At 65.0% G+C, this 25,348-nt stretch carries 16 protein-coding genes and 2 tRNA genes; 11 read left to right on the top strand and 7 right to left on the bottom strand.

Features of this window, described 5'->3' with window-relative positions; translation table 11 throughout:
- The first annotated feature begins 2 nt into the window (after positions 1 to 2).
- Entirely contained in the window at positions 3 to 1,334 is a 1,332-nt protein-coding gene (gene hemL, locus ACFC25_RS04955) for a glutamate-1-semialdehyde 2,1-aminomutase (protein WP_376044328.1), read from the top strand.
- A gap of 103 nt (positions 1,335 to 1,437) precedes the next feature.
- On the opposite strand, the gene ACFC25_RS04950 is transcribed toward hemL, so the two are convergent.
- The 4 genes from ACFC25_RS04950 to ACFC25_RS04935 form a co-directional block, all read right to left on the bottom strand.
- Positions 1,438 to 2,175 (bottom strand): amino acid ABC transporter ATP-binding protein, encoded by a 738-nt coding sequence (locus ACFC25_RS04950; RefSeq protein ID WP_337345725.1) that lies wholly within the window; start codon positions 2,173 to 2,175, stop codon positions 1,438 to 1,440.
- Positions 2,172 to 2,936, bottom strand: a complete 765-nt coding sequence (locus ACFC25_RS04945; RefSeq protein WP_337345726.1) for an amino acid ABC transporter permease — start codon at positions 2,934 to 2,936, stop codon at positions 2,172 to 2,174. The genes ACFC25_RS04950 and ACFC25_RS04945 overlap by 4 nt, the downstream gene beginning before the upstream one ends.
- A 17-nt stretch (positions 2,937 to 2,953) precedes the next feature.
- Positions 2,954 to 3,889: an ABC transporter substrate-binding protein gene (locus ACFC25_RS04940; protein ID WP_337345727.1), complete on the bottom strand. Its 936-nt coding sequence runs from the start codon at positions 3,887 to 3,889 to the stop codon at positions 2,954 to 2,956.
- 308 nt (positions 3,890 to 4,197) lie between these two features.
- Complete coding sequence (locus ACFC25_RS04935; protein ID WP_337345728.1) at positions 4,198 to 4,908, bottom strand: 3'-5' exonuclease; 711 nt, start codon at positions 4,906 to 4,908, stop codon at positions 4,198 to 4,200.
- 131 nt (positions 4,909 to 5,039) lie between these two features.
- Between ACFC25_RS04935 and ACFC25_RS04930 the strand changes: the two genes are divergently transcribed.
- The 3 genes from ACFC25_RS04930 to ACFC25_RS04920 all read left to right on the top strand — a co-directional run bounded on the left by ACFC25_RS04930 (position 5,040) and on the right by ACFC25_RS04920 (position 12,366).
- Positions 5,040 to 5,456 (top strand): MGMT family protein, encoded by a 417-nt coding sequence (locus tag ACFC25_RS04930; protein ID WP_376044327.1) that lies wholly within the window; start codon positions 5,040 to 5,042, stop codon positions 5,454 to 5,456.
- A 77-nt stretch (positions 5,457 to 5,533) separates the two neighbouring features.
- Entirely contained in the window at positions 5,534 to 8,860 is a 3,327-nt protein-coding gene (locus ACFC25_RS04925; RefSeq protein WP_376044363.1) for an ATP-dependent helicase, read from the top strand.
- Positions 8,857 to 12,366: an ATP-dependent helicase gene (locus tag ACFC25_RS04920; RefSeq protein WP_376044326.1), complete on the top strand. Its 3,510-nt coding sequence runs from the start codon at positions 8,857 to 8,859 to the stop codon at positions 12,364 to 12,366. Before ACFC25_RS04925 ends, ACFC25_RS04920 begins: the two co-directional genes overlap by 4 nt.
- On the opposite strand, the gene ACFC25_RS04915 is transcribed toward ACFC25_RS04920, so the two are convergent.
- Positions 12,353 to 13,669, bottom strand: a complete 1,317-nt coding sequence (locus tag ACFC25_RS04915; RefSeq protein ID WP_376044325.1) for a phosphotransferase — start codon at positions 13,667 to 13,669, stop codon at positions 12,353 to 12,355. The genes ACFC25_RS04920 and ACFC25_RS04915 overlap by 14 nt on opposite strands.
- A gap of 148 nt (positions 13,670 to 13,817) precedes the next feature.
- Here ACFC25_RS04915 and nudC point away from each other — a divergent pair, with 148 nt between their 5' ends.
- The 3 genes from nudC to ACFC25_RS04900 all read left to right on the top strand — a co-directional run bounded on the left by nudC (position 13,818) and on the right by ACFC25_RS04900 (position 17,701).
- Positions 13,818 to 14,840, top strand: a complete 1,023-nt coding sequence (nudC, locus tag ACFC25_RS04910) for an NAD(+) diphosphatase (protein ID WP_376044324.1) — start codon at positions 13,818 to 13,820, stop codon at positions 14,838 to 14,840.
- A gap of 63 nt (positions 14,841 to 14,903) precedes the next feature.
- Entirely contained in the window at positions 14,904 to 17,051 is a 2,148-nt protein-coding gene (locus ACFC25_RS04905; RefSeq protein WP_376044323.1) for an ATP-dependent DNA helicase UvrD2, read from the top strand.
- Positions 17,048 to 17,701 (top strand): YgjP-like metallopeptidase domain-containing protein, encoded by a 654-nt coding sequence (locus tag ACFC25_RS04900; protein WP_376044322.1) that lies wholly within the window; start codon positions 17,048 to 17,050, stop codon positions 17,699 to 17,701. Before ACFC25_RS04905 ends, ACFC25_RS04900 begins: the two co-directional genes overlap by 4 nt.
- 21 nt (positions 17,702 to 17,722) lie before the next feature.
- Here ACFC25_RS04900 and ACFC25_RS04895 read toward each other — a convergent pair whose 3' ends face one another.
- Positions 17,723 to 19,189, bottom strand: coding sequence for a zinc-dependent metalloprotease (locus tag ACFC25_RS04895; RefSeq protein WP_337345735.1), 1,467 nt, complete (start codon positions 19,187 to 19,189; stop codon positions 17,723 to 17,725).
- 135 nt (positions 19,190 to 19,324) lie between these two features.
- Here ACFC25_RS04895 and ACFC25_RS04890 point away from each other — a divergent pair, with 135 nt between their 5' ends.
- From ACFC25_RS04890 to ACFC25_RS04880, 3 genes are all read left to right on the top strand, one after another.
- Positions 19,325 to 20,533 (top strand): PDZ domain-containing protein, encoded by a 1,209-nt coding sequence (locus ACFC25_RS04890; RefSeq protein WP_376044321.1) that lies wholly within the window; start codon positions 19,325 to 19,327, stop codon positions 20,531 to 20,533.
- 157 nt (positions 20,534 to 20,690) lie between these two features.
- The gene (locus ACFC25_RS04885) at positions 20,691 to 23,675 is read left to right on the top strand and encodes a UPF0182 family protein (protein ID WP_337351035.1); all 2,985 of its coding nucleotides are present in this window, start codon (positions 20,691 to 20,693) and stop codon (positions 23,673 to 23,675) included.
- 175 nt (positions 23,676 to 23,850) lie between these two features.
- Positions 23,851 to 23,924: transfer RNA gene (locus ACFC25_RS04880), tRNA-Met, on the top strand.
- Positions 23,925 to 24,015: 91 nt separating this feature from the next.
- On the opposite strand, the gene ACFC25_RS04875 is transcribed toward ACFC25_RS04880, so the two are convergent.
- Positions 24,016 to 25,110, bottom strand: coding sequence for a CobW family GTP-binding protein (locus tag ACFC25_RS04875; RefSeq protein ID WP_376044320.1), 1,095 nt, complete (start codon positions 25,108 to 25,110; stop codon positions 24,016 to 24,018).
- A 141-nt stretch (positions 25,111 to 25,251) separates the two neighbouring features.
- Between ACFC25_RS04875 and ACFC25_RS04870 the strand changes: the two genes are divergently transcribed.
- Positions 25,252 to 25,328: transfer RNA gene (locus ACFC25_RS04870), tRNA-Met, on the top strand.
- Positions 25,329 to 25,348 lie beyond the last annotated feature (20 nt).

The raw sequence follows: 25,348 nt of genomic DNA, 5'->3' as shown, positions 1-25,348 counted from the left end.
CCATGACTTCCAGCAATCCTCGCAACGAGGAACTCTTCGACCGCGCCCGGCGGCTGATGCCCGGCGGCGTGAACTCTCCTGTCCGGGCCTTCGGCTCCGTGGGCGGAACCCCGCGGTTCATGGTATCCGCCAGCGGCCCTTACCTCACCGATGCCGACGGTAAAGAATACGTTGACCTGGTCTGCTCCTGGGGCCCGGCGCTCCTCGGCCATGCGCACCCCGCCGTGTTGGAAGCCGTCCACGCCGCAGTGGACCGCGGCCTGTCCTTCGGAGCCTCCACGCCGGATGAGGCCAACCTTGCAGCCATCGTGCAGGAACGCGTCCCGGCCGCGGAACGCGTCCGTATGGTTTCCACCGGCACCGAGGCCACTATGACGGCCGTCCGCCTGGCGCGTGGATTCACCGGACGCAACCTGATCATCAAGTTCGCAGGCTGCTACCACGGCCATCTCGATGGGCTCCTCGCCGCGGCCGGTTCAGGCGTCGCCACCCTGGCGCTGCCCGGTTCGGCCGGCGTCACCGAAGCCACCGCCGCTGAAACGCTCGTCCTGCCGTATAACGATCTCGCCGCCGTCGAGGCCGCCTTTGCCAGCCACGGCGCCAACATTGCCGCGGTCATCACCGAAGCCGCCCCTGCCAACATGGGTGTGGTGACACCCGCCGAAGGGTTCAACCTGGGCCTGTCCCGCATCACCCGCGAACACGGCGCGCTGCTGATCGTCGACGAAGTGCTGACTGGATTCCGGACGGGCTACTCCGGCTATTGGGGCCTCACCGGCGGCGCCTCCGACGCTGCCGAGCCGTGGACCCCTGACCTGCTCACCTTTGGAAAGGTGATCGGTGGCGGGATGCCGACGGCGGCACTGGGCGGGCGTGCCGACGTCATGGATTACCTCGCTCCCGTCGGCCCGGTCTACCAGGCCGGAACGCTGTCCGGGAATCCGGTAGCCATGGCCGCCGGCGTCGCCACGCTGACCCACGCCACCCAGGAGGTCTACTCGTTTATCGATGCGAGGTCGCTGGAACTTTCCTCGGCGCTGTCCGAGGCCCTGGACTCCGCCGGAGTGGACCACTCGATCCAGTTCGCCGGAAACCTGTTCTCGGTCGCGTTCGGAACGTCGGCCACCGGCGTCCACAACTACGCCGATGCCCAAGGCCAGGAAACCTTCCGCTATGCGCCCTTCTTCCACTCCATGCTGGAATCCGGGGTCTACCTGCCGCCCTCCGTGTTTGAGGCCTGGTTCCTCTCGGCCGCCCACGACGACGCCGCCATGAACCGGATTTTCGATGCCCTCCCTGCCGCCGCAAAGGCAGCCGCGGCCGCCCAAGGCTAGTTCCGGCGTCGTTGTTTATAAGAAAATCCCCGTCTCCCGGACAAATCCCCGCTGCAAGCAAGGGGGATAAGTCCGGAAGGCGGGGATTTTCTGTGGGTGCCGCTTAGAGGACGTCCGAGAGGAAGCCCTTGAGCCGGTCCGTGCCGGGGGAGGTGAAGATCTGTTCGGGCGGACCCGACTCGACCACCACGCCGGCATCCATAAACGTCACGGTGTCTGAGACGTTGCGGGAGAAGCCCATCTCATGGGTCACTACCACCATGGTCATGCCACCCTTGGCGAGATCCGCCATCAATGCCAGGACACCCTTGACGAGCTCGGGATCCAATGCGGACGTGGCCTCGTCGAAGAACATCACCTCGGGCTTCATGGCGAGGGCACGGGCGATCGCCACGCGCTGCTGCTGGCCACCCGAAAGGTTGGCCGGGCGCGCATCAGCCTTATGCTTTAGCCCTACGAGGTCCAGTTGCTCCAAGGCCTCGGCATGCGCTTGGTCCTTGGGCAGCTTCCGGAGCTTGCGCAGAGCCAGCGACACATTTTCCACAACGGTCTTGTGCGGGAACAGGTTGAACTGCTGGAACACCATGCCGATCCGCTGGCGCAGCTCGTCCGGGTTGTCCTTCAGGACAGAGCGGCCGTCCAGGAGGATATCGCCCTGGTCCGGCTCGATCAGCCGGTTCATGACCCGCAGCAGCGTGGACTTGCCGGAGCCGGACGGACCGATCACCGAAGCCGTGGTGCCTTTCTCCACATGGAGATCGATGCCGCGGAGCACGTGGTTGTGGCCGAACGAGAGGTGCAGGTTCTTGCCGGTCAGGGTGCCGGAGGTAAATTCCGTCATGCCTGTGCCCCCTTGCCGATAGGTGCTGCCAACTCGTCCGGTTCCTTCTTTTCCGGCCTGCCCGTACGGAGCCGGTTATCGATGAAGTTCACGAAGTGGGTCAGCGGAACAGTAAGGATCAGGTACAAGAGGCCAGCGGCCACCAGCGGGGAGAGGTTCCCCGAGTTGGCCATGGCGTCGTTTCCGATCCGGAAGATCTCGCGCTCGGAGGCGGCCAGGCCCAGCATGAACACCAGCGAAGAGTCCTTGAGCAATGCGATGAACTGGTTCACCAAAGCAGGCAGTACCCGACGGATGCCCTGCGGTACCACCACCAGGCGCATCGAACTGCCGTAGCTGAACCCCAGAGCCCGGGATGCCTCCAGCTGCCCCTTCTCCACGCTCTGGATGCCCGAACGGAAGATCTCACCGATATAAGCGGCTGCGATGAGCGTCAGCGCCAGTACTCCCAAGGGATACGGGTTCCTCGAGCCCGTCAGCTCCCGGGCGAGCGGGCTGAGGCCTATCCCGATCACCAGGATCACCAGGATGGCCGGAAGGCCACGGAAGATGTCCGTGTAGATGCGTGCCACCCAGCGTGCCCCGGCATTGCGGGAAATGCCCATCAGGGCAAGCGCCAGGCCCAGCAGGGAGCCCAGGACAGCAGAGGTCACTGCCAGGATGATCGTGTTGGGCAGGCCAACCATGATCAGGGACGGCAGGACCTCCGCCATGGCACCCCAGTTGAAGAAGGTGTCGGCAAGTTGTTCCAGTGTGTCCATAGGGGCGGCGGCCCGGATCAGCTCTGGGGAACCGTGGCAGCCTTGCTGCCCGGCTTCCAGTCGCTCGGCATTTCGCGGTCCGGGTACCATTCCTTGGTCAGCTTGGACCAGGTTCCGTCTGCAATGACTGCATCAAGGCCCGAGTTCAGGGCATCGATCAGCGGCTTGTTGTCCTTGTTCACGGCGTACGCAGTGAAGTTCTGGGTGTTGACCACTGATTCGGCGATGACGGTGCCGTCGCCTTCCTTGACCTGGCCGGTGGCCTGCTGCGACGGAGCAACCCAGGCGTCGACCTGGCCGTTGCGGACGTTGGCGTACACGGTGTTGTAGTCCGGGAAGCGGATGGGTTCAAGCTTCAGCGTGTTGGTGACATAGTCATCCTGCACGGTGCCCTGGACCACTCCGATGCGGAGGCTGTCGTCGAGGTCTGCGAAGCCCTTGACGTCGCCGTCGGTCTTGGCCACCACAGCCATGAAGCCGAAGTCGTAACCGTTGGTGAAGCCGACGTTTTCACGGCGCTTGTCCGTGGTGGAGATGGAGGAGGATCCGACGTCGAACTGCTTGTTCTGGACCTGGGAGAGCAAGGCGGAGAAATCGGTGGCAACGAACTCGACTTCAAGGCCAAGCTTGCCGGCGACGGCGCGCAGCAACTCGTTGTCGTAACCAGTGAACTTGCCGGAGGGGTCCAGGAAGATGTTCGGCGGGGCATCAGAGAGCGTGCCCACCTCAAGTTTGCCCTCGGTGTTCAAGCCAAGTTTGCTCTTGTCGATCTTCTCGATCGGGGTGACATCAGCGGTGGTGTACTTGTCCAGCGTCTGCTGATCGCTGCCGGCCAGGGCGTCCGTAGGGGTGCCGGCAGGCTGTGAAGAAGCCCCGCCGCAAGCCGCGAGGGAGGCGGCCAGGGCGATAGCCACAGGAACGCTGGTCAGCCATTTCATGGCTTTCGATTTCATCAGGTAGTCACTTTCATCTGAGTCATAAGTTCATCCCGGCCGCACAGCTGCACACGTCTCGCCGGGGGTCTGCCGCGCCAAGGGGACTGACGCTCAGGGCAGGGGACCGCAAAACTTAATCATCTCACTAACGACTAAATCGGCGGATAGGTGAAGATGGGGCGGTCAGGAGTACGTCCAGCCGAATATTGATCGGCCAGGCCGAGCGTGGGCCCCTTGCGGGGCTCGTCGCCGCCGCCATCGCCGAATCACCGGCTGGTCACAGCCTTCCATGCCGTAGGCGGCAATAAGTGTGAGTTAGCTCGCAGCTAGAAGTCGCCGCGGCTGGCATCTTCCGGCGGCAGCACCGGCCAGTCGCCTTCGATGACGGCTGCAGGCTTGGTCTTCCGCAGGTATCCCTGGAAATCGGCTGCCTGGCTAACGGCCCAGTCCACCTGGAGCTGATGAAGCTGGCTGGCCGGCATCCGCAGCTTGGGGAACTTGCCCGCCATCGCATCCAGCACCCTGAGCGTGGCCAGGGCATCCGCTGCGGAGGTGTGGGCGTTGTCCAGGTTGACCCCATACTCCTCGCACAGGGCGGTCAGCGTTCGTTTGCCCTTCCGGTACCGGTCCACCTGCTTGTTCATGATGTAGGGATCCAGGACCGGGAACCGGCTCAGCTGCTTCACGCCATACCTCGCCGATTCGGCCGCCAGCACGGTGAAGTCGTAACTGGCGTTGAATGCAATCACGGGAACGCCGGCATCAAAAAGCTCCTGCAGGACGGTGGCGAGCTCCCTGGTCACCTCATGCGCTGGCCTGCCTTCACGCCTTGCCTGCTCGGTGGTGACGCCGTGGACGTCGCTTGCTTCGGTGGGGATCTCGACCCCTGGGTCTGCCAGCCATTCGTGTTCCTTGATGACATCCCCCTGGTGGTCAACGACGGTCACCGACGCCGTGACGATGCGTGCAGCGCGGGAGTTCCGGCCTGTGGTCTCGAGGTCGAAGGCTGCGCGGGGGAGGGTGTTCCAAGTGCTCATGCTCCCACGCTAGCGGCCGGCACTGACAGTCTCCGGCAGCGCCCTCGGCGGGTCCGGGATTTCGTATCGTGCGGGGCTAGGGTGGGCACGGCATCGGCTAAGCGGACCCCTGGCACCGGTACGCTGGATCCATGCGGACGGAGTATGTTGAGGCGGTGCTGGCCGTGGTGGAGCTGGTGCCTCGGGGCGCCGTCGTTGCCTATGGCGACATCGCCGAACTGCTGGGAGCAGGCGGACCGCGGCAGGTGGGTGCTGTCATGAGCCACTACGGCAGCGGCGTGCCGTGGTGGCGGATCCTCAAAGCCAGCGGGCAGGCTCCCGAAGGCCACGAAGCCGCAGCTCTTCGCCACTACCTGGACGAAGGAACGCCCCTGCTGGGCAGCCACGACGAATTCCTTCGCACGGGTGAAGGCCGCTGGCGCGTCAACCTTGCCGCTGCCCGCTGGACTCCCACAGACACCGAATTCGACCAGCTGGATGCCATTGCGGACCGGCTCGAGCGTGGGCTTCATAAATTGTCCGTGGCTGATGATGAAATGTCCGTGTGACGCTAACAAGCCTGCAGACGGACCTCCTGCCCGACCCCCCTGTCGACTACGTCGACGCCGAACATCCTGCAGCGGACCTGGCCGGCGCACCGGGCCAGCGTGAGAACGGGACCGGCCTCCGGCTGCTTCCGCCCCGCCGGCTGCAGGGCTCCATCCCTCTGCTTACAGCCGACCAGCAGGCCGCCGTGGAGGTCCCGCACGGCTCCGGGCCGGTCCTGGTTCCAGGAGCGCCAGGGACCGGCAAGTCCACTGTCCTGATCGAGGCGGCCGTCCGCCGGGCCCTCCACGAAGGCGTGGACCCTGAACGGATCCTGATCCTAGCGCCGGGCCGGCTGGCGGCAGACTCACTTCGTGACCGCTTCACCGCCAGGCTGGATCGGAGCCTGAGCACAACGCCGGCCAGGACCTGGGCCTCCTATGCCTTCGATCTGATCCGCCGGGCCAAAGCGGAGGGCATCCTGCCGCTCCCGCGGCCGCCGCGCCTCCTGTCCGGACCGGAGCAGGACCTCATCATCAAGGAGCTTCTGGAAGGGCACGCCCTTCCAGGGCTGCAACTGCCGTGGCCGGCGGACCTGGGCGCTGCGCTGGAGACCAGGGGATTCCGTCACGAAGTCCGCCAGCTCTTTGACCGGATCATCGAATCGGGCAGGACAGCCGAAGACCTGGAAGACCTTGGCCGCCGATGCGGAAGGGAGGACTGGACCGCCGCCGCGGCGCTTTATGCCGAATACCGGGACGTCCTGGACCTCCGTATGCCTGAGGCCTTCGACCCCGCTGGAATCATCACCGCTGCCCGGCAAATCTTCCAGGATGCGCCTGACTTCCTCGCCGCTGAACGCGAACGTCTGCAGTTGCTGCTGGTGGACGATATCCAGGAAGCTAACCCGGCCGTTTTTGAGCTGCTCGCCGACATCGCGGCCGGCAAAGACTGCTTTGTGACCTCTTCCCCGGACACCGTTGTGCAGGGATTCCGTGGAGCCAGGCCCGATCTCGTGGCCGAACTTCCCCGGCTGCTCTCCGGCGGCAAAAACACCTTGGAACGGCCGCTGTGGCACACGCACCGGCACGCGCCCGCCGTCGCGGAGGCATGGCTCGGGGTTGCCGGCCGGATCTCACAGCGCGCAGGCGGCCGGCTGGCCCGTCGGCTGGAGCAGCGGGATCCCGGAAGCCGACCCCCCAGGCAGGGTGCCGTCGAAGCCCACCTCGTGCCTTCACCGGTCCATGAACTGCGCTATGTCGCCCAGCGGATCCTGGACCAGCACATTAACCACGGCCGTGACCTCGCCGAAATCGCCGTCATTGTCCGGAACGGAGGCCAGCTCAGCGAGCTTCAGCGCTACCTTTCAGGGCAGGGGATCCCCGTCCGGGTTCCCGTAGCGGAGTCCGCCGTGCGTGACGAAGTTGCCGTACGCCCGCTTCTGGACGCCTATGCGATCGCCCTGGATCCTGACCTGCTGACCCCTGAATCGGCTGTTTCACTGCTCACCTCGCGGATCGGCGGAGCAACATCGATTGAATTGCGCAGGTTGAGGCAGTCGTTGCGGCGTGAAGAACTCGAGGGCGGCGGCGGCCGTACCAGCGACGCCCTGCTGGTCGAAGCGCTGCTGGAACCCGGCGCCCTGGCCACGTTGGGGATGGAAGGCAGGGCGGCGCGCCGAACGGCGCGCATGATCCAGGCCGGACGTACTGCCATCAGCCAACCGGGAGCCAACGCGGAGTCCGTGCTCTGGGCTCTGTGGCACTCCACCGGGCTGGCGAACGCGTGGACAGAAACTGCGCTCACCGGCGGTCCCCACGGCGCCCGCGCCGACCGGGACCTTGACGCCATGATGGCGCTCTTCCATACTGCGGAGCGCTACGTGGACCAGATGCCCGGTGCGGGTCCGGAACAGTTCCTGGAGTACCTCCTGAACCAGGAACTGCCCATGGACACCCTGGCAGCAAGGGCCCAAGTGGATGACGCCGTCGAACTGATGACCCCCGCCAGCGCTGCAGGCAGGGAATGGCCCGTGGTAATCATTGCAGGGCTCCAGGAAGGCGTGTGGCCCAATACCAGGCTCCGTGGAGAGCTCCTGGGCAGCACCCTTTATGCCGACGCCGTGGAGCATGGCGTGGAATACGCGCTGCAGCTTGACCCGCTGAGCCGGCTGCGGGACATCCGGTATGACGAACTCAGAAGCTTCTCAACGGCCATCTCCAGGGCGCAGGACCTCCTGATCTGCACGGCCGTCTCGTCCGAGGACGACCAGCCCTCCTCGTTCCTCGACTACGTGGCGCCGCTGAGCCCCGGCCAGGAGGGCCGCGGCTTCACACCGGTGGAACGGCCTATGACGCTCCGAGCCCTCGTCGCGGAGCTCCGGCAGTACGCCCAGCTGGACGGCGCGTACGCTCCGGAAGCCGCGGAGGCGGTCAGGGTCCTTGCCCGCCTGGCGGCGGCCAACCCAGCCGTTCCCGGCGCCCATCCGGACACCTGGTGGGGCCTGGCTCCCCTGACCACGACGGAATCAGTCGTGCCGCCCGGTGGAACGGTCTATGTTTCGCCGTCGAAGGTGGAAGCCGTCCAGAAGTCCCCACTGGATTGGTTTGTGCAGGCGGCCGGAGGCGAGGCCGCGACTGATTTTGCCCGAAGCCTAGGCACTCTGGTCCATGCCATTGCGCAAGACCTGCCGGACGCCTCCGGCAGCGAATACGTCACCGAGCTTGTCCGGCGATGGCCCGCGCTTGGGATGAAGGACAACTGGGAAGGCCGGCTCGATTTCCAGCGTGCCGAGGCCATGGTCCGCAAACTCGCCCAGTACGTGCTGGTGATGCGAAGTGAAGGGCGCAGCCTGTTGGGAGTGGAACAGGACTTTGCGGTTCAGCTCCCGGATGTGATCCCGGTAGGGAGCATGGCCAGCGACTATCCCCTGGAACCGGGGCCAGCCGGCGACGACAGCCAAGCCGCGTCGTCGGAGGACCAAGCCCGGTCAGCCGTCCTTCGCGGCCAGGTTGACCGGCTCGAGATCGACTCCGAAGGAAGACTCGTGGTCGTGGACCTGAAGACCGGAAAAAGGCAGCCCGGCAAGACCGAACTTTCCCGGCATCCCCAGCTTGGGGCCTACCAGGCCGCCGTCCTTGCGGGCGGATTCGACGATGCTTCCGGCGTACCCGGACAAGCCATGCCCGGCGGTGCCGTGCTGGCCCAGTTGGGGACGGGAACCAAGGGTCCCGGAGTCCAGCAGCAGGAATCGCTCGACCCCCGGGACAATTGGGCCCTTGACATGGTGAACGGCGCGGCGGCAGTGATGGCGGGCAGCGTCTTCGAAGCCCGGCACGACCCCGCAAAGGGCGGGCACGGCGGTCACGGCTGCAGGCTTCCCGAAGTCTGCCCCCTCTGCGTCCGTGGAAAGCAGGTAACAGAATGACCCAGGCAACTGGCCTTCCCGAACCCCGGTTCAGTCCCGAACAGCTGTCCCGCCTCATGGGTGAAAAAAACTCACCTACAGCAGAACAAGCCGCGATCATTTCCTCGCCGCTGACGCCGCGATTGGTTATCGCCGGGGCAGGATCGGGCAAAACAGCCACAATGGCTGACCGCGTGGTCTGGCTGGTAGCCAATGGATGGGTCAGGCCGGAGGAAGTCCTCGGGGTCACGTTCACCCGGAAGGCTGCCGGTGAACTCGCCACCCGGATCCGGGCCAAGCTGGCGGTTCTGCAGCGCATCGCTGCAGAGGACACGGGAAACGCAGTGTTCCCCGAAGGCCTGCTCAGCAGCGACGCACTTGAGCCAAAAGTATCCACGTATCACTCCTTTGCCAGCGGCATCGTGTCCGACTACGGGCTCAGGCTGGGAGTGGAACGCGACGTCGTGCTGCTGGGTGGCGCCCAGGCCTGGCAGCTCGCCAGCGAGGTGGTCGAAGCCTTCGATGGCGAGTACCGCCACTTCAGCGCGGCGAAGTCCACGTTAGTGAAGGCGGTCATCCAGCTTGCCGGCGAATGCGCGGAACACCTCCAGGAACCCGCGGACGTCGAGGCTTGGCTGATGGCACGGATCGCAGAGTTCGAGAGCCTGCCGTACGTCGCTGACGGAAAGAAGAATCCGACCCAGGCCGCAACGGACCTGGCCGCCATGCTGAGGACCAGGGCCAGCGTCGCCGACATGGTGGGCCGTTATTCAGCGGCCAAGCGTGCCCGCGGTGCTCTCGATTTCGGTGATTTGGTAGCCCTCGCCGCACGCGTGTCCCGGGAGGTCCCGCTGGCTGTCGAGATGGAGCGCCAGCGCTACAAGGTAGTGCTCCTGGATGAATTCCAGGACACCTCGTACGCCCAGCTGGTCCTCTTCTCGCGGCTCTTCGGCGGCGGGCACGCCGTCACGGCCGTGGGGGACCCCAACCAGTCCATCTACGGTTTTCGAGGCGCCTCCGCAGGGCAGTTATTCCACTTCGTCCGGGAATTCCCCGTCCGCCTGCCCGGCCCGCAACAAGACGAAAACTTCAAACCAGCCCCTACCTCCTTCCTGACCACGGCCTGGCGCAACGGCCGGTCCATCCTCAAGGCAGCCAACGTGATGTCGGAGTCCTTGGGCAGGGCGGCCGCGCAGAGGGAACCGGCCGGCACCCCAGGGCCCCGCGCCCACGGGGTACCCACCGCGAACGTCCCGCCGCTCCAGCCGAGCCCGTACGCCATGGACGGACGCGTGGTGCTTGGACGGTTCGGGACCGACGTCGAGGAAGCCTCAGCCCTTGCCGAAGACGTACTGAAGTACCGGCTCACCGACTTTGAACTCAAGCCTGATGGCACCCCCGTGCCTCCTGCGCTCGCAGTGCTGTGCCGTCGCCGCGCCCAGATGGAAACCATCAGCCGGCAGTTGGAGGCCCGCGGAATCCCCTACGAGATCGTAGGACTGGGCGGCTTGCTGGACACCCCGGAAATTGTGGACCTCGTCTCAACCCTGAGAGTGCTGGCCGATCCAGGACGGTCCGATTCCCTGATGCGGCTCCTCGCCGGCGCCCGGTGGCGGATCGGCCCCGCAGACCTGATGGCATTCCGCGACTGGTCGAGCCAGCTGGCACGCAGGCGCGGGCAGTCCGCCGCAGCGCGTGAAGCGGAAGCTGGAACCGCGGACGCCGGCACAGCGGACGACGACGGGCCGGTGGTGGAGAGCGATCTGACGGATGGTTCCAGCCTCGTAGAGGCCCTGGACTGGCTTCCGCGCGACGGCTGGACATCCTCACACGGAAGATCCCTGAGCGCGGAAGCGAGGGAGAGGCTCGGCCGGCTGTCGGTGGAATTGAGGCAACTGCGCGGTTACCTTGGCGATGACTTGACCACCCTTCTTGGAGAAGTGGAACGGGCCATGCTGCTGGACATTGAGGTGGCCGCGCGCCCAGGTATCACCATCCATCAGGCCCGTCGCAACCTTGACGCCTTCCAAGACGCTGCGGCCGGGTTCCTGAGAACGTCGCAGCGGGTGGACATCCTGGCTTTCCTGGCATGGCTGGAGGCTGCCGCCGCCGAGGAGAACGGACTTGACGCGCCAGCCGCGGACGTCAACCGCGAAGCCGTGCAGCTCCTCACGGTCCACGCGTCCAAGGGGCTGGAATGGGACGTGGTTTTTGTGCCCGGCCTCAACGCTGGCGCCTTCCCCAGCAGCCGCGATTCGCGGTGGAGCAGCGGGGCCGCGGCCCTGCCCTGGCCATTGCGGGGTGACCGTGCGGATCTGCCCCAGTGGGACCTTGACCAGCCTGACCAGAAGGGATGGCTGGACGCGGAGAAGGAATTCAAGTCCGCCGTACAGGCCCACGGCGAGTCGGAGGAACGGCGCCTTGCCTACGTGGCGTATACCCGAGCCAAGCATGTCCTGTGGGTGTCCAGTGCCGCCTGGGTTGGTTCGCGGGCAGGCCGGTCCGAGATGTCCCCGTTCCTGGCTGAACTTGAGCCGCTGGCAGTTCGGTCCGGGGCGGGCAGAGATACGGGCGCTGCGGTGGTCCACCCTGCCTCGGTGGACGAGGCCTCCCTTCCCGAGAAGAGTCCGCTGACTCTGGAAACAGAAATGGCGCAGTGGCCCTACGACCCACTGGAAGGTCCGGTGGACCCCAGGACTGGGCAACGCCTTCGCCTCGTTCCCGGCCGGCGTGCAGCGATGGAACTGGCCGCCGCGCGGTTGCTCGCCGCCCTGGACGGCCCAACCACGGACACGGTCCCGGCTACGGACACGGGCCCAGCTCGGGACGGCCGCGGGCTGCGCGTCCCCGCCTCAGGGTGGGATGCTGAAGCATCGCTGCTCCTGGAACGGCGTTCCAGCCGGGCACGCGGGCAGGATGTGCACCTGCCCAGCCACATTTCGGCATCCACGCTCGTTGACCTTGGCGAAGATCCGGCGGCTGTGCTGAAACGCCTTCGGAGGCCCGTTCCCCGGGAACCGGGCATGTCCGCGCGGAAAGGTACCGCCTTCCATTCCTGGGTGGAGGAATACTTCGGTAGCGCCGGAATGCTCGACCTCGGCGATGCACCGGGACCGGACGACCACATTGATGCGGCCTACGACCTCGACGACATGGTGGCTACCTTCCGGGCGTCGGAATGGGCCAACCGTTCCCCGGCATTTGTTGAAGTGCCTGTGGAGACCCGCGTGGGGGACGTGGTGGTCCGCGGCCGGATTGACGCTGTTTTCCGTGACGCGGACGGCCGGTGGGACCTAGTGGACTGGAAGACAGGCCGCCGTCCAGCCGCCGCCCACCTCAAAGCCAGGTCGGTCCAGCTTGCGGCCTACCGTCTTGCCTGGGCAAGGCTGAAGGGCATCGCGGTGGACGAGGTACGGGCAGCGTTCTTCTACGTGGCCGACAACCAGGTGGTCCGCCCGCACGATCTCGCGTCGGCCGCAGAGTTGGAGGCGATGGTGTCGGAGTCCTACTCCGTCACGGCTTCTTGACGTCGATGACGGTGATGGCCGCCGTGGAGGTGTCGTCTGCCGACGGCACCTTTGCCGGTGGTTCAGCCGGGGTAGGCTCCTCGTCCTGCGCGGGTTCGTCCTGCGCGGGTTCGCCCTGCTCGGGTTCGTCGTCCGGGATCGGCGACACCTGGACGGCAGGCAAGACCGGGGTGGGAATCGGGAGCACCGTCACGGGCTGAACGATCCCAGGCGTTACACCGGCGACCACGGGGTGTCCGGCTGCCGGGCCCTGTGCCCTGCCGGGAGCCGCGGCACTGTCCCCGGAGCCGCCGTCGGCCGTGTCCGTCCTGGCTGTAACTGTCCCGGCGGCAGCGGTGGCCGCCGGAGCTGCGGGGGAGGGGAGCGGCTCAACGCTGATGGCCTGCCCGCCGTGCTCGGCAATATCGCTGGCGAGGGTTTCCAGCATGCCCTCCGCTTCGGAAATCATCGCCTCATCGCCAGCCGCGATGCCTTTGACGAGGTACTGCGCCAGGGCGAACTCGGCGGATAGCGCGGCCCTTCGCAGCAGGTGCTTGTCCGGGGCGTCCCGGCGGCTTTCGGTATAGCAGCTCAGGACAGTGTCCACGAAGTCCTGTTCGTTGGAGGCCACCAGCCAGGCGAAGTCATCGGCGGGATCACCGATCCGCAGGTCTGTCCACCCGGTGACGGCTGTTACCCGGTGGCCCTCCACCAGGAGGTTATCTTCGTGCAGGTCGCCGTGGACCACACAGGGGTTGAAACGCCACAGGGATACATCTTCGAGCGCGTGCTCCCAACGGCGCAGGAGGGACGGCGGGATCTTGCCTGTGGTTGCGGCCTGGTCCAGTTCGTTCAGCCTGCGCTGGCGGAATTCGTTGGGTGTGTAGCTGGGCAGGTCCGCATTGCTGACCAGCGCATGGGGCAGGTCGTGGATCGCGGCCAGTGCCACGCCGATTTCACGCGCGAGTTGCTCGGGGCCGGCTGTAAGTTCCTCCACGCTCCGGGTGGAACCGGCCAAGTGGGAGTATACGAAAGTGCTGAGGGCGCCCAAGCGCACGCTACCGGCAACCGTGGGCATGAGAAAGGGCAACTCGGCCCGGATGCCCGGGGCGAACGCGCGCAGGACCAGGAACTCCGTCTCCAGCCGGGCGCTGGCTTCAGCGTGCCGCGGCGACCTGACCCTCCAGCGCTTTCCTTCCGAATCGAGGAGCAGCGCGGTGTCGAAGTCGGCGGCATCATCCGGAGCGGAACTGACCGCAGTTGGAGTCAGCCCGGGGACTGCCGCTGTTGCCACGGCTGCCAGTTCGATCGGTTTTCTTCTCACCGTTCCACGGTAGATTGACACGCGTCCAAGACAACGGTGCGCCAGCGGCGAGTCTCCAGATATGCGTCAAATCTCTGCCTGTAGCCACGGCACCTGACCCTGGCCTCCCTAAATATCAATTGTCGGCCCGAGTCAGTACGGTGGACTCATGAGTCATGCGGAGTCCGCTACACCGGCCTACCGGACACCGGCAGTCCGGTTGCCCGCCAACCACCTGTTCGATACCGTGCTTCCCGTCCGTCCAGCGATGATGGATCGGGGCTCTGCAGCCCGGACCCGCCCGGGCATGGTGGATGAGCTGCTTGGCCGAGACGGCACCATGGCGGTGGTTCTGTCGGGTCGGCAGGCCCTCGTGACCGGAAACAGCCTGTACCTGGCTCCCGCCTTCCCGCTGGTAAAGAACCTTGAACACCTTGGATCCGCGCCGGAGCATGTCATCTATCTGGGCGCCGCCCTGGACGGTTCAGACCTGCCGGAAGGGACCGAACTTCTCCTTGTGGTGCTGGAAAAGGCCGCAGCACCGGGCACGGCGGGAATCCCCGCCAATGCCTATTGGGTGGGCTTCCGGGACATTGCTGCCGAACTAAATCCCACGGACACGGCCCTGTTCGTCGAAGCAAGCGCCATCGCCAACTGGCACTCCGGACACACGCACTGTCCGCGGTGCGGCGCTCCCACGGTGGTGGAGTCCGGGGGATGGATGCGCCGCTGCCCGCAAGATAACTCCGAACACTACCCGCGGACGGATCCGGCCATCATCGTCACCGTTGTAGGCCCGGACGGGAGGCTGCTGCTGGGTGGCGGCGGCCCGCTGGACGCCAGGAACTACTCAACCCTCGCCGGGTTCGTTGAACCTGGGGAGTCACTCGAGCAGGCCGTGGTCAGGGAAATCCATGAGGAAGTCGGTGTCAGGGTTTCCGCTTGCCAGTACCTGGGTTCCCAGCCCTGGCCGTTCCCAGCCTCCCTTATGCTTGGATTTACGGCTATCACCGCGGATGCCGAGGCAACGCCCGACGGCGTGGAAGTCACCAGGGCGCGCTGGTTCAGCCGGGAGGAACTCCAGCAAGCAGTGCTTACCGGGGAGATCACCATCTCCAGCCGCCTGTCCATTGCCCGTTCGCTGATTGAGCACTGGTACGGCGGACGAATCCTGGACCGCGCCGACGCCTGAACGCCGGGCAGAATCCACCGACCAGACTCCAGCATCAGGTAGTCGAGACAACAGAGCAGCAGAGTGACTACAGAGAATTTTGACAGTGCAGTGGACAGTTCAGCGTCCCTTGAGGACCGCATCCTGGGTGGCCTGGACGCCGAACAGCGGGAAGTTGCGAGCACACTCAACGGCCCGCTATGTGTGCTGGCCGGCGCCGGTACCGGAAAGACGCGGGCCATCACCCACCGCATCGCCTATGGCGTGCACTCCGGGGTTTACAGCCCGCAACGTCTCCTGGCAGTGACCTTCACCGCCCGCGCCGCCGCCGAAATGCGAAGCAGGCTGCGGGACCTCGGCGTGGGCAATGTCCAGGCCCGGACTTTCCACGCGGCCGCACTCCGGCAACTGCAATTTTTCTGGCCCCAGGCTGTTGGCGGCACCCTCCCCAATCTCCTGGACCACAAAGCCCAGATGATCGCCGAGGCCGCCCGCCGCCTGCGCCTCAGCACGGACAGGGCTTCGATCCGGGACCTCGCCTCGGAAATCGAGTGGGCGAAAGTTTCCATGCTCACCCCCGCCAACTACCTGGAGAACGCCCAGGACCGGGGTACTCCCGGCGGGTTCGACCTCACCGCCGTGGCCCGGGTCTTCCAGTCCTACGAGGACGTCAAAACCGACCGCAACGTCATCGACTTCGAGGATGTCCTGCTGATCACCGTGGGCATCCTGCAGGAGGACCAGAAAGTGGCCGCCACGGTTCGCGAACAGTACCGCCACTTCGTGGTCGACGAGTACCAGGACGTTTCCCCGCTCCAGCAGCGACTCCTTGAGCTGTGGCTTGGCGGCCGCGACGAACTCTGCGTTGTGGGTGACGCGAGCCAGACCATCTACTCGTTCACTGGCGCGTCCCCGAAACACCTGCTGGGTTTCAAGGCAAGGTATCCGGAGGCCAACGTGGTCAAACTGATCCGGGACTACCGTTCCACGCCGCAGGTGGTCAAACTTGCAAACGACCTCCTCGCGGGGCGCCGAAGCGGCGGACCCGTGGCGGACGCAGCGTGGGCCGCGCCGCTGCAACTGGTGGCCCAGCGTCCGGCGGGCCCGGTTCCCCAGTTCACGGAGTGCTCCGATGACGAGGCAGAAGCGGCCACGGTGGCGCTCAAGGTGCAGGCACTGCTCGACGCCGGCACGCCGGCAAGCCAGGTAGCTGTCCTCTTCCGCACGAACGGCCAGTCCGAAGCTTACGAGCAGGCACTGGCTGCCGCGGGCATTGGTTATCAGCTGCGCGGCGGTGAACGCTTTTTCGCCCGCAAGGAAGTCAGGGACGCCATCCTCCAGCTGCGGGCTGCAACCAGGGCTGTGGCGGAAACTGGCGCCCCGGAACCGTTGGGGCAATTGGTACGGGACATCGTGGCCTCCCTGGGTTATACCGACTCCCCGCCGCACAACGGTGGTGCTCTGCGGGAACGCTGGGAGTCATTGGCGGCACTGGTTGCCCTTGCCGACGAACTGGTCCAGGTACGGGGAGACCAATTCAGCCTCGCGGATTTCGTCAATGAACTCCAGGAACGCTCACTTGCACAGCATGCCCCCACCGTTCAGGGCGTCACACTGGCCTCGCTGCACGCGGCCAAAGGCCTGGAGTGGGACGCCGTGTTCCTTGTTGGCCTTTGCGAAGGGCTGATGCCGATCTCCTTTGCGGACACCCCCGAAGCGGTGGATGAGGAACGGCGGCTCCTTTACGTCGGAATCACCCGTGCCCGTGAGCACCTCTTCCTGTCCTGGTCCACGGCGCGGACACCCGGCGGCAGGGCAAACCGGAAGCCGTCCCGTTTCCTTGACGGTCTTCGGCCGGATTCCGTGGCCAGTTCCACCGCCCGGGGCAAGGGACCTGCGCCCAGCCGGAAAGCTGCCAAGCCTGCCACGTGCCGGGTCTGCGGCAGCATGCTGGCAAGTGGCGCCGAACGCAAGGTGGGGCGCTGCAACGACTGCCCGCCCAGCTACTCGGAACAGACCTTCGACGCCCTCCGGCACTGGCGCAAGGAAGTTGCACTGTCTGCAGAAGTCCCGGCTTTTGTGGTGTTCACCGACGCCACCCTGACCGCCATTGCCGAAGCCCGGCCGTCGTCGCTGGAGGAACTGGCCTCGCTCGCCGGCGTCGGCCCGTCCAAACTTGAACGCTACGGTGAGGACGTGCTGAAGGTCCTCGTCGAAAGCACCACACTGTGACCCCGCCGTCGAAACATCGGAAGGGACCGCAGCTGACCACGGCGGACGGAGCGCCCGTGGAAGTCCGGCGGTCAGCGCGGCGCACCCGGACCGTCGCGGCATTCTGGGAGAACGGCACAGCTGTGGTGGCAATACCGGCCCGTTTCACGGCTGCCCAGGAATCCGAGTGGGTGCATCGCATGCTGGAGAAGCTGCACCGCCAGGGCGCCCGCCGTGCGCAAAAACGCCGGCACCAACCTGCCACGGATGCCGGGCTTGCGGCCCACGCCGCGGACCTGTCCGCCCGCTACTTCGGCGGCCGGGCAATACCGACGTCGGTCCGCTGGGTGAGCAACCAGAACTCCCGTTGGGGGTCAGCGACGCCGTCCGAAGGCACCATCCGGCTCTCGGACAAGCTCCGGGCGATGCCACAGTGGGTGATCGACTACGTGCTGCTGCACGAACTGGCCCACCTTCTGGTGGCCGGGCACAATGCCGCCTTCTGGAAGTTGCTGGAGGCTTATCCGGAAACGGCGCGGGCCAAGGCATTCCTGGAGGGCGTCTCGTTCGCCACCTCCCGCGGCCTTGCGGCTGGTCCTGATGGCGGGGCGTTCCACGTGGAGGGCGACACACCAGGCCAGCCAGCCCTGTTGCCGGGCGACGCCGACTAGGTTCGGCCCGGGAGCAGGCTCCTAGCCCTTTGGCTGGTCGCCGCCCTCAGTCTGGCCCTCAGCGTCGTCGCCCTTGCTGCTTTCGTCGCCGGAATCAGTGTCTGTACCACGTCCGGCGTCCTCGCCGCCCTGTTCGGGTGCGGTGTCGAAGCCACCATTGAGCAGCTTCTGCAGGGCATCGTCCACTTCACTGTCGCTGGCTTCGGCCAGCTTGCGACGGCCGCTGAATCCCAGCGGATCGTCGAGGTCCTCGGCAGTGGGCAGGAGGTCGGGGTGGTGCCAGATGGCGTCGCGCCCTTCGATCCCGCGTTCCTTCTTGAGGGCCGCCCACAGAGTTGCGGCCTCGCGCAGCCGCCGCGGACGCAGCTCAAGACCCACCAAGGACGAGAACGCGTGCTCGGCGGGACCGCCGGTGGCGCGGCGCCGACGGACCGTTTCACGAAGCGCGCCCGCTGAGGGCAGGAGCTTCTCGGTAGCTGCGGCGGTGAGTTCATCCACCCAGCCCTCCACAAGGGCGAGGGCAGTTTCAAGCTTTTCCAGTGCCTGCTCCTGGGCCGGCGTCCGTTGCGGCATGAACACGCCTTGGGAGAGTGCCTCCTGGATGCCTTCCGGGTTGCTTGGGTCCAGATCCCGGGCCAGCTCTTCAATCCTGGATGTGTCGATGTGGATGCCGCGGGCGTAGGCCTCGATGGCACCCAGTAGGTGGCCTCGCAGCCAGGGAACCTGGACAAAGAGGCGGGCGTGGGCTGCTTCGCGGACTGCCAGGAACAGCCGGATGTCGTTCTCCGGCAGGCTAAGGCCCTCACCGAACTTGGCCACGTTGGCGGGAAGCAAAGCCATCTCCAGGTCGGCCAGCGGAACGCCGATGTCCGTGGAGCTCACCACTTCGGCTGACAGCGCTCCGATGGCCTGCCCCAGCTGCATGCCGAAGATCGCACCGCCCATGTTCTGCAGCATGGACGAGGCGCCGCCCATCATGGATTTCATCTCTTCGGGCATCTGTTCGGTCATGGCGCTGGACAAGGCGTTGGCGATGCTGTTGGCGACGGGTTCCGTCAGCCGCTTCCACGTTCCCAGGGTTGCCTCCACCCATTCCGCGCGGGACCAGGCGCGGCCGATCAGGCCGGTAGCGGGCAGGTCCGTGACCGGATCCAGCCACAGTTCGGCGAGGCGCAGGGCCTCGTCCACCTCGCGGGACTGCAGTGACGTGACGGACGGGTCAGCGCTGCTCGCTGCAACCCGCCGGGCGTTCTCGTGGGCGAGCTGCCAGTTGACGGGGCCCTCGGAGGGCGCGCTCATCATGGCCTGGACCTGGGAAAACATCTGGGCCAGGAGGTTGGGGTCGTCAGGAAGGCCCGCTGCCTTCGCGAGTTCGGCGGGGTCGATGTTTTCCATGCCCTTGCCGCCCATGAGGTTCTGCAGCATTTCCGTCAACGGATCCTTGGGGGCGTCATCGCCGTTGGACGGATTGAGTGGGTTGGAAGTCATGATTACGCCGATCGTCGGTGTGACTGCTGATCAACTTCACGGTACCCCGGGCAGCGGCGGCTGTCTGCCGGACAGTGCTGACGTTCGCTGTAGGCAAAGAGCTTGCTGCCAGACGGGACGCGTAATGTTGGATGAGTGACTACGACGCGTGGCGACAATCCCCCTGAGGACCGCACAACCGAGCCCGACGCCGGCACAGGACCCTTGGACAGGGGGCCGGATACCTGGCCGGTGGGCGGCGCAACTCCCGGCCCCCTGGAGCCTTACGATAACCCTGCCGCCCGTCGGCCACGGCACGGCAAGAAGGTCTCCCTGATGATGGTCTCGGGAGTGGCTTCCTTGGGGCTCGGCCTTGCAGTAGGAACGCTTCCGGTGCCGTACGTCGTCGAAAAACCCGGTCCCACCTTCAACACGCTGGGCGAGGCCCGCGGTGAGCCGGTCATCGGAGTCACCGGGCGGGAGACTTATCCAGCGGCCGGGAACCTGGACCTGACCACTGTTTATGTCGAAGGCGGTCCCAACGGTCCAGTCAGCATCCTGGGCGCCTTCGCGGCCTGGCTGGACCCTTCCAAATCGGTGTATCCCGAAGAGCTGATTTATCCCAAGGGAACTACAAGGGAACAGGCCGACGAACAGAGTTCAGTGGCCATGGCTACTTCCCAGGAGAACGCCGTTGCGTCGGCGCTCAAGGAACTGGAGATCCCATTCGGCCAGGAGCTGCAGGCCGCGGGGCTATCCAACGGTTCTCCCTCAGAAGGGAAAATTGCGCCAGGTGACGTTTTCCGGTCAATCAACGGGAAGGCCGTAACCGCGCTTTCCGTCATCCAGGATGAACTAGCCGCCGGTAAGGGGGCACCAGCCACCGTGGTGCTGGACAGGGACGGGGAGCAGGTCACGGAGACCATCACACCAATGGACAACGGCGAGGGCCGGTACATCCTCGGGGTGATGCTCAAGTTCAAATTTACTTTTCCTTTTGACGTGAAAATCTCCCTGGACACCGTCGGCGGCCCGAGCGCCGGGATGATGTTCTCCCTGGGCATCATCGACAAGCTGACCCCCGGGGACCTCACGGGTGGCCGGCACGTTGCCGGGACCGGGGAGATCACCCCGGACGGCAAGGTTGGACCCATCGGCGGCGTGGCACAGAAGATGCAGGGTGCCCGGGCTGCTGGAGCCACCCTGTTCCTCGCGCCCGCAGCCAACTGCGATGAAGTTGTTGGCCATATTCCCGACGGCCTGCAAGTGGTAAAGGTGGCGAACCTCGCCGAGGCGCGGGACGCCGTCGAGCTCGCCGCCTCGGGCCAGGACACGTCCGGCCTTGCGGCCTGTACCAGCAACTAGACTGGGGCAGGAACTAAGCTTTACTGCCACTCGTGGCAGATATGACGGACGTTGCCATTCGGTTTGACCGGTACCGGACGTCGCACGCACGCACGCTTCGAATGTTAATCTGACGACCAGCTATGAGGTACCGAGTTTGTCCCGTCCTGCCAGCCCCATCCCGCCCGGAAGACCGCCCTCAAGACGAGGTGCCCTGACACCAACCCTCGTTGTTGTCGCACTCGTGGTGGTAGGTTTCATTTTCTTCGCCAATGTGTGGACTGACGTTTTGTGGTACCGGCAACTTGGCTTCTTCGAAGTCTTCCTGACGGAGAACGTGGCCAGGATCGGTATCTTTGTCGCCGGTTTCGCCATCATGTTTGCCGCGGTCTTTTTCGCGATCCGGATTGCCTACCACGCCCGGCCGGTCTACGCACCGGACTCCGAGATCAGGGACAACCTGAACCGGTACCAGGCGCAGCTTGAGCCGGTCCGCCGCGTGGTTATGCTCGGATTGCCCATCCTCTTCGGGCTTTTTGCCGGCAGCGCCGCGGCAAGCCAGTGGCAGAAGGTCCTGCTGTTCTTCAACCAGGAACCCTTCGGCCAGGCTGATCCGGAGTTCGGAATGGACCTCAGCTTCTACCTGATGACCCTGCCGTTCCTGGGATTCATCACCGGCTTCCTCATCAGCGTGGTTGTGGTGGCCGGCATCGCCGGGATCCTCACCCACTACCTCTACGGCAGCATTCGCCTGATGGAGCGCGGCATCTTTACCAGCCGCGCCGCGCAGATCCACCTTGCCGTTACGGGCGCTGCCTTCCTGCTCCTGCTGGGCACGAATTTCTGGCTGGACAGGTTCGCTGCGCTGCAGAGCAACGGCGGACGGTGGGCAGGCGCCCTCTACACCGACGTCAGTGCCGTTATCCCCACCAAGGCCATTCTTGCGGTGGCGGCAGCCCTGGTAGCTATCCTCTTCATCGTCGCGGCGGTCATCGGCCGGTGGCGCCTGCCGGTCATCGGCACGGCCATGCTGATCATCACCTCCATCCTTGCCGGCGGCGTCTACCCCTGGGTGATCCAGCAGTTCCAGGTCCGCCCCTCGGAAGAGACGCTGGAGAAGAAATACATCGAGCGCAATATCCAGATGACCCGTGCCGCCTACGGCCTGGACAAGATCCAGGTGGACCGGTACGACGCCACCAACACCGCCACTACCGGAGCGCTCGCCCCGGACGCGCAGACCACCGCCAATATCAGGCTCCTTGATCCGAACCTGATTTCAGACGCGTTCTCGCAGCTGGAACAGTACCGCCCTTACTACCAGTTCCCCGAAGCCCTGAACGTCGACCGCTATGAAGTGGACGGCAAGATCCAGGACACCGTCATCGCGGTCCGCGAACTGAATCCCCAGAACGTGGCGGAGAACCAGCAGAGCTGGCTCAACCAGCACATTGTGTACACGCACGGTTACGGAGTAGTGGCGGCGAAGGGCAACAAATTCACCGTTGACGGCAAGCCTGAGTTCCTTCAGTCCGGTATTCCGTCCACCGGTGTCCTCGGCGACGATTCCACGTATGAACCGCGCATCTACTTCGGCGAAAGCTCACCCGAGTACTCGATTGTCGGGGCCCCGGACGGCTTCCCGAACCGTGAACAGGACAGGCCGTCAGGTGAGGGAGAGACGCAGTACACGTTCCAAGGCAATGGCGGTCCAAATGTGGGCAGCTTCTTCAACAAGGTGCTGTACTCCATCAAGTTCCAGTCCTCGGATCTGCTGCTCTCTGACGGTGTCAACGAGGAATCCCAGATCCTTTACGACCGCAGCCCGCGTGAGCGGGTGGAGAAGGTCGCTCCCTATCTGACGGTTGATGGAAATTCATATCCTGCCGTGGTGGATGGCCGGGTCAAGTGGATCGTGGATGGTTACACCACCAGCCAGTACTACCCGTACTCGCAGCAGGAACAGCTCTCAGACGCCACCGCCGACACCCAGACCACCTCCGGACGCGCAGTTGCGCTGCCCAACAGCACCGTCAACTACATCCGGAACTCCGTCAAGGCGACAGTGGATGCGTATGACGGCTCAGTCACCCTGTACGCCTGGGATGACCAGGACCCACTGTTGAAGTCCTGGCAGAAGGTCTTCCCGACGTCGCTCAAACCGTACTCGGAGATGTCCGGCGACGTTATGAGCCACGTCCGTTATCCGGAGGACCTCTTCAAGGTCCAGCGTCAGCTTCTGGGCCAGTACCACGTGACCGATCCCTCCAGCTTCTACAAGACGAACGATGCCTGGAGCGTCCCCGCCGACCCCACAGTGGACACGGACGTCAAGCAGCCGCCGTTCTACATGTCGCTGCAGATGCCTGACCAGGACAAGCCGGCCTTCCAGCTGACGTCGTCGTTCATCCCGCAGATCGTTAATGGAAATGCACGAAACGTCCTCTATGGCTTCCTCGCGGCGGATTCCGACGCCGGCAACCAGGCAGGCGTAAGAGCTGACAGTTATGGCAAACTGCGGCTGCTTCAGATCCCGCCGGAGACCCAGGTCCCGGGACCCGGCCAGGCACAGAACAAGTTCAACTCGGATCCCACCGTGTCCCAGGCCCTGAACCTGCTCCGCCAGGGTGCCTCGGATGTGCTGAACGGCAACCTCCTGACGCTGCCGGTGGGCGGCGGAATCCTGTACGTCCAGCCGGTCTACCTGAAGTCCACGGGTGAAACGTCCTATCCGACGCTGCAGCGGGTGCTGGTGGCCTTCGGTGACAAGGTGGGCTTCGCGCCCACCCTGGATGCGGCCCTCAAGCAGTTGTTCGGCGGGGACTCCGGTGCTTCCGCCGGGGACTCCGACAACAACGGCCAGACTCCGCCGACGCCCGGCACCCCGCCCGTGGCCGGTGCGGATGCCAAGGCCGAGCTCAAGGCCGCACTTGAGGAAGCAAGGGCCGCCATCCAGGCGGGCCAGGCAGCCCTCGCAGCAGGTGATTTCGCCGCCTACGGCGAACAGCAGAAGAAGATCGCTGCAGCACTGCAGAAGGCCGTCGACGCGGAAGCCAAGATTCCCGTCATCGTGCCTGAGGCGGTGCCTACTCCCGCGGCCACCCCGACCGAGGGGGCAACGCCAACAGGAACCGCAACGCCGTCGCCCACAGCGAGCAACTGATTGAACCCGCCGGCCTGGCCGCGCTCCGCAAGGAGTGTGGCCAGGCCGGCGGCGTTAAGCGGCGCTGGGCGTCACGCCGGACGCGTTCAAAAGGGAGCATTAGCTCTACGGAGACGCACATCACGCCATCTCGATTTGGCCTCCCGTTCACCCAACGGTAGAGTTGTTCTTGCGACGCGGGGTGGAGCAGTTCGGTAGCTCGCTGGGCTCATAACCCAGAGGTCACAGGTTCAAATCCTGTCCCCGCAACTGACGGAAAGTCCGGAACTGGAAACAGTTCCGGACTTTCCTGTTTTAAGGCTTGTGTGCCCGCCGCCGGGCATCGTTAGGTGGTTCCCGGCTACGTGCTGAGGCGCCGGTAGCGTTGCAGGCGCCGGAACCCGGCCTCCGCATCCTGCCCTTGGGTGGGCTCAAGGGCGCTGCGAAGTCGTGCCTGTGTGATCGGCACGTCCACATGCAGGCCCACCGCCACCAGCTGATTCGGTTGCTGGTTCGCGGGGCGTTGGCCGGAAATCGTGGAAGCGGTAGCGGAGTGAGCTTTGATGTGGATGGATCGCCCTACCAGGTTGACCTGGTAGCGCTGGATTCTGCGTCCGCTGTTGACCAGGACTGCGCCTTTGATCCGATATACGCCCGGTGGCGGTTCTTCGAGGAGATCCAGCAAGCGGCCGGCGTCGATTACTCCGCTATTTTGTGTGGACACAGCTGTCGCGTGCTGGTGTGGCTCGGTGTGGTGCTTCGCGTCGTGTTTGGTGTGGGCATCGAGGAGAAGGGAGCGGAGTGGTAACTCCTCAGCGGGTTCCTCCCGGGTTGCTGCGTCGAACACCAAGGCGGGGTCGATACGGCCATGGTGCGTACGGATGATATGGGCGTAAGGGTTGCGCTCGCGAACACGTTGTTCGATGCGGGCGAGTGTGTCCTCACGAGTCTGTGGATCGAGCCGATCGGTTTTGTTCAAGACAACTAGGGTGGCGGCCGCGAATCGGGTCGGGGGGAGGGACCCGGAATCGATGGTGTGGAAGTACTCCACCGCGTCTACAACGTCGATGACCCCGCCCGGTCGGACGCGTTTGACACCGTTGAAACGGAGAAGGTGCCGCAGAGTGAGCGGGTCAGCGATCCCGCTGGCTTCGATGAGGATCGCATCGAGGCCCAGTTTCCGGCTCGCCAGTTTCTGGAGTGCCCCTTCGAGACCGTCACTGTCCGACAGGCAGCAAACGCATCCTCCTGCGATGGAAACAGGTTCGTCGATCTGTCCTGTGACGAGGCCGGCGTCAATATTGATGTCGCCAAAGTCATTCACGATGACGCCTATGCGTGCAGTTGGATGGCGTAAAAGGTGGTTGACGAACGTTGTCTTGCCTGCGCCGAGGAAACCGGCAACGGCCACGGCCGGCACGTCTGTGTTCATGGATTCGCCCACTTCAACCGTCATTGTTGAGAATTATTCTTATTAACGTAACATGATGGAAGGCTCTCTGATGGTGAAGTGCCCCGAACTGGTTAGGCCTGCCATGCCCCCTTCCGGCGCCGTGGATTTTGTGCCGGCAAAAGTAAGGTAGTGTTGATCAAGCGACGCGGGGTGGAGCAGTTCGGTAGCTCGCTGGGCTCATAACCCAGAGGTCACAGGTTCAAATCCTGTCCCCGCAACCAAGTGAAGGCCCCGGCCGGCA

Source organism: Pseudarthrobacter sp. NPDC055928 (assembly GCF_042270935.1).
Taxonomy (GTDB): Bacteria; Actinomycetota; Actinomycetes; order Actinomycetales; family Micrococcaceae; genus Arthrobacter.
Note: the sequence above shows the minus strand (reverse complement) of the source record. Positions and strands in the feature narration are given on the sequence as shown.

Excerpts from the sequence above, each read along its gene's own strand:
- ACFC25_RS04935 (WP_337345728.1), bottom strand. The coding sequence starts at position 4,908 with ATGAGCACTTGGAACACCCTCCCCCGCGCAGCCTTCGACCTCGAGACC.
- ACFC25_RS04930 (WP_376044327.1), top strand. The coding sequence starts at position 5,040 with ATGCGGACGGAGTATGTTGAGGCGGTGCTGGCCGTGGTGGAGCTGGTG.
- ACFC25_RS04945 (WP_337345726.1), bottom strand. The coding sequence starts at position 2,936 with ATGGACACACTGGAACAACTTGCCGACACCTTCTTCAACTGGGGTGCC.
- ACFC25_RS04940 (WP_337345727.1), bottom strand. The coding sequence starts at position 3,889 with ATGAAATCGAAAGCCATGAAATGGCTGACCAGCGTTCCTGTGGCTATC.
- hemL (WP_376044328.1), top strand. The coding sequence starts at position 3 with ATGACTTCCAGCAATCCTCGCAACGAGGAACTCTTCGACCGCGCCCGG.
- nudC (WP_376044324.1), top strand. The coding sequence starts at position 13,818 with ATGAGTCATGCGGAGTCCGCTACACCGGCCTACCGGACACCGGCAGTC.
- ACFC25_RS04875 (WP_376044320.1), bottom strand. The coding sequence starts at position 25,110 with ATGACGGTTGAAGTGGGCGAATCCATGAACACAGACGTGCCGGCCGTG.
- ACFC25_RS04895 (WP_337345735.1), bottom strand. The coding sequence starts at position 19,189 with ATGACTTCCAACCCACTCAATCCGTCCAACGGCGATGACGCCCCCAAG.
- ACFC25_RS04950 (WP_337345725.1), bottom strand. The coding sequence starts at position 2,175 with ATGACGGAATTTACCTCCGGCACCCTGACCGGCAAGAACCTGCACCTC.
- ACFC25_RS04920 (WP_376044326.1), top strand. The coding sequence starts at position 8,857 with ATGACCCAGGCAACTGGCCTTCCCGAACCCCGGTTCAGTCCCGAACAG.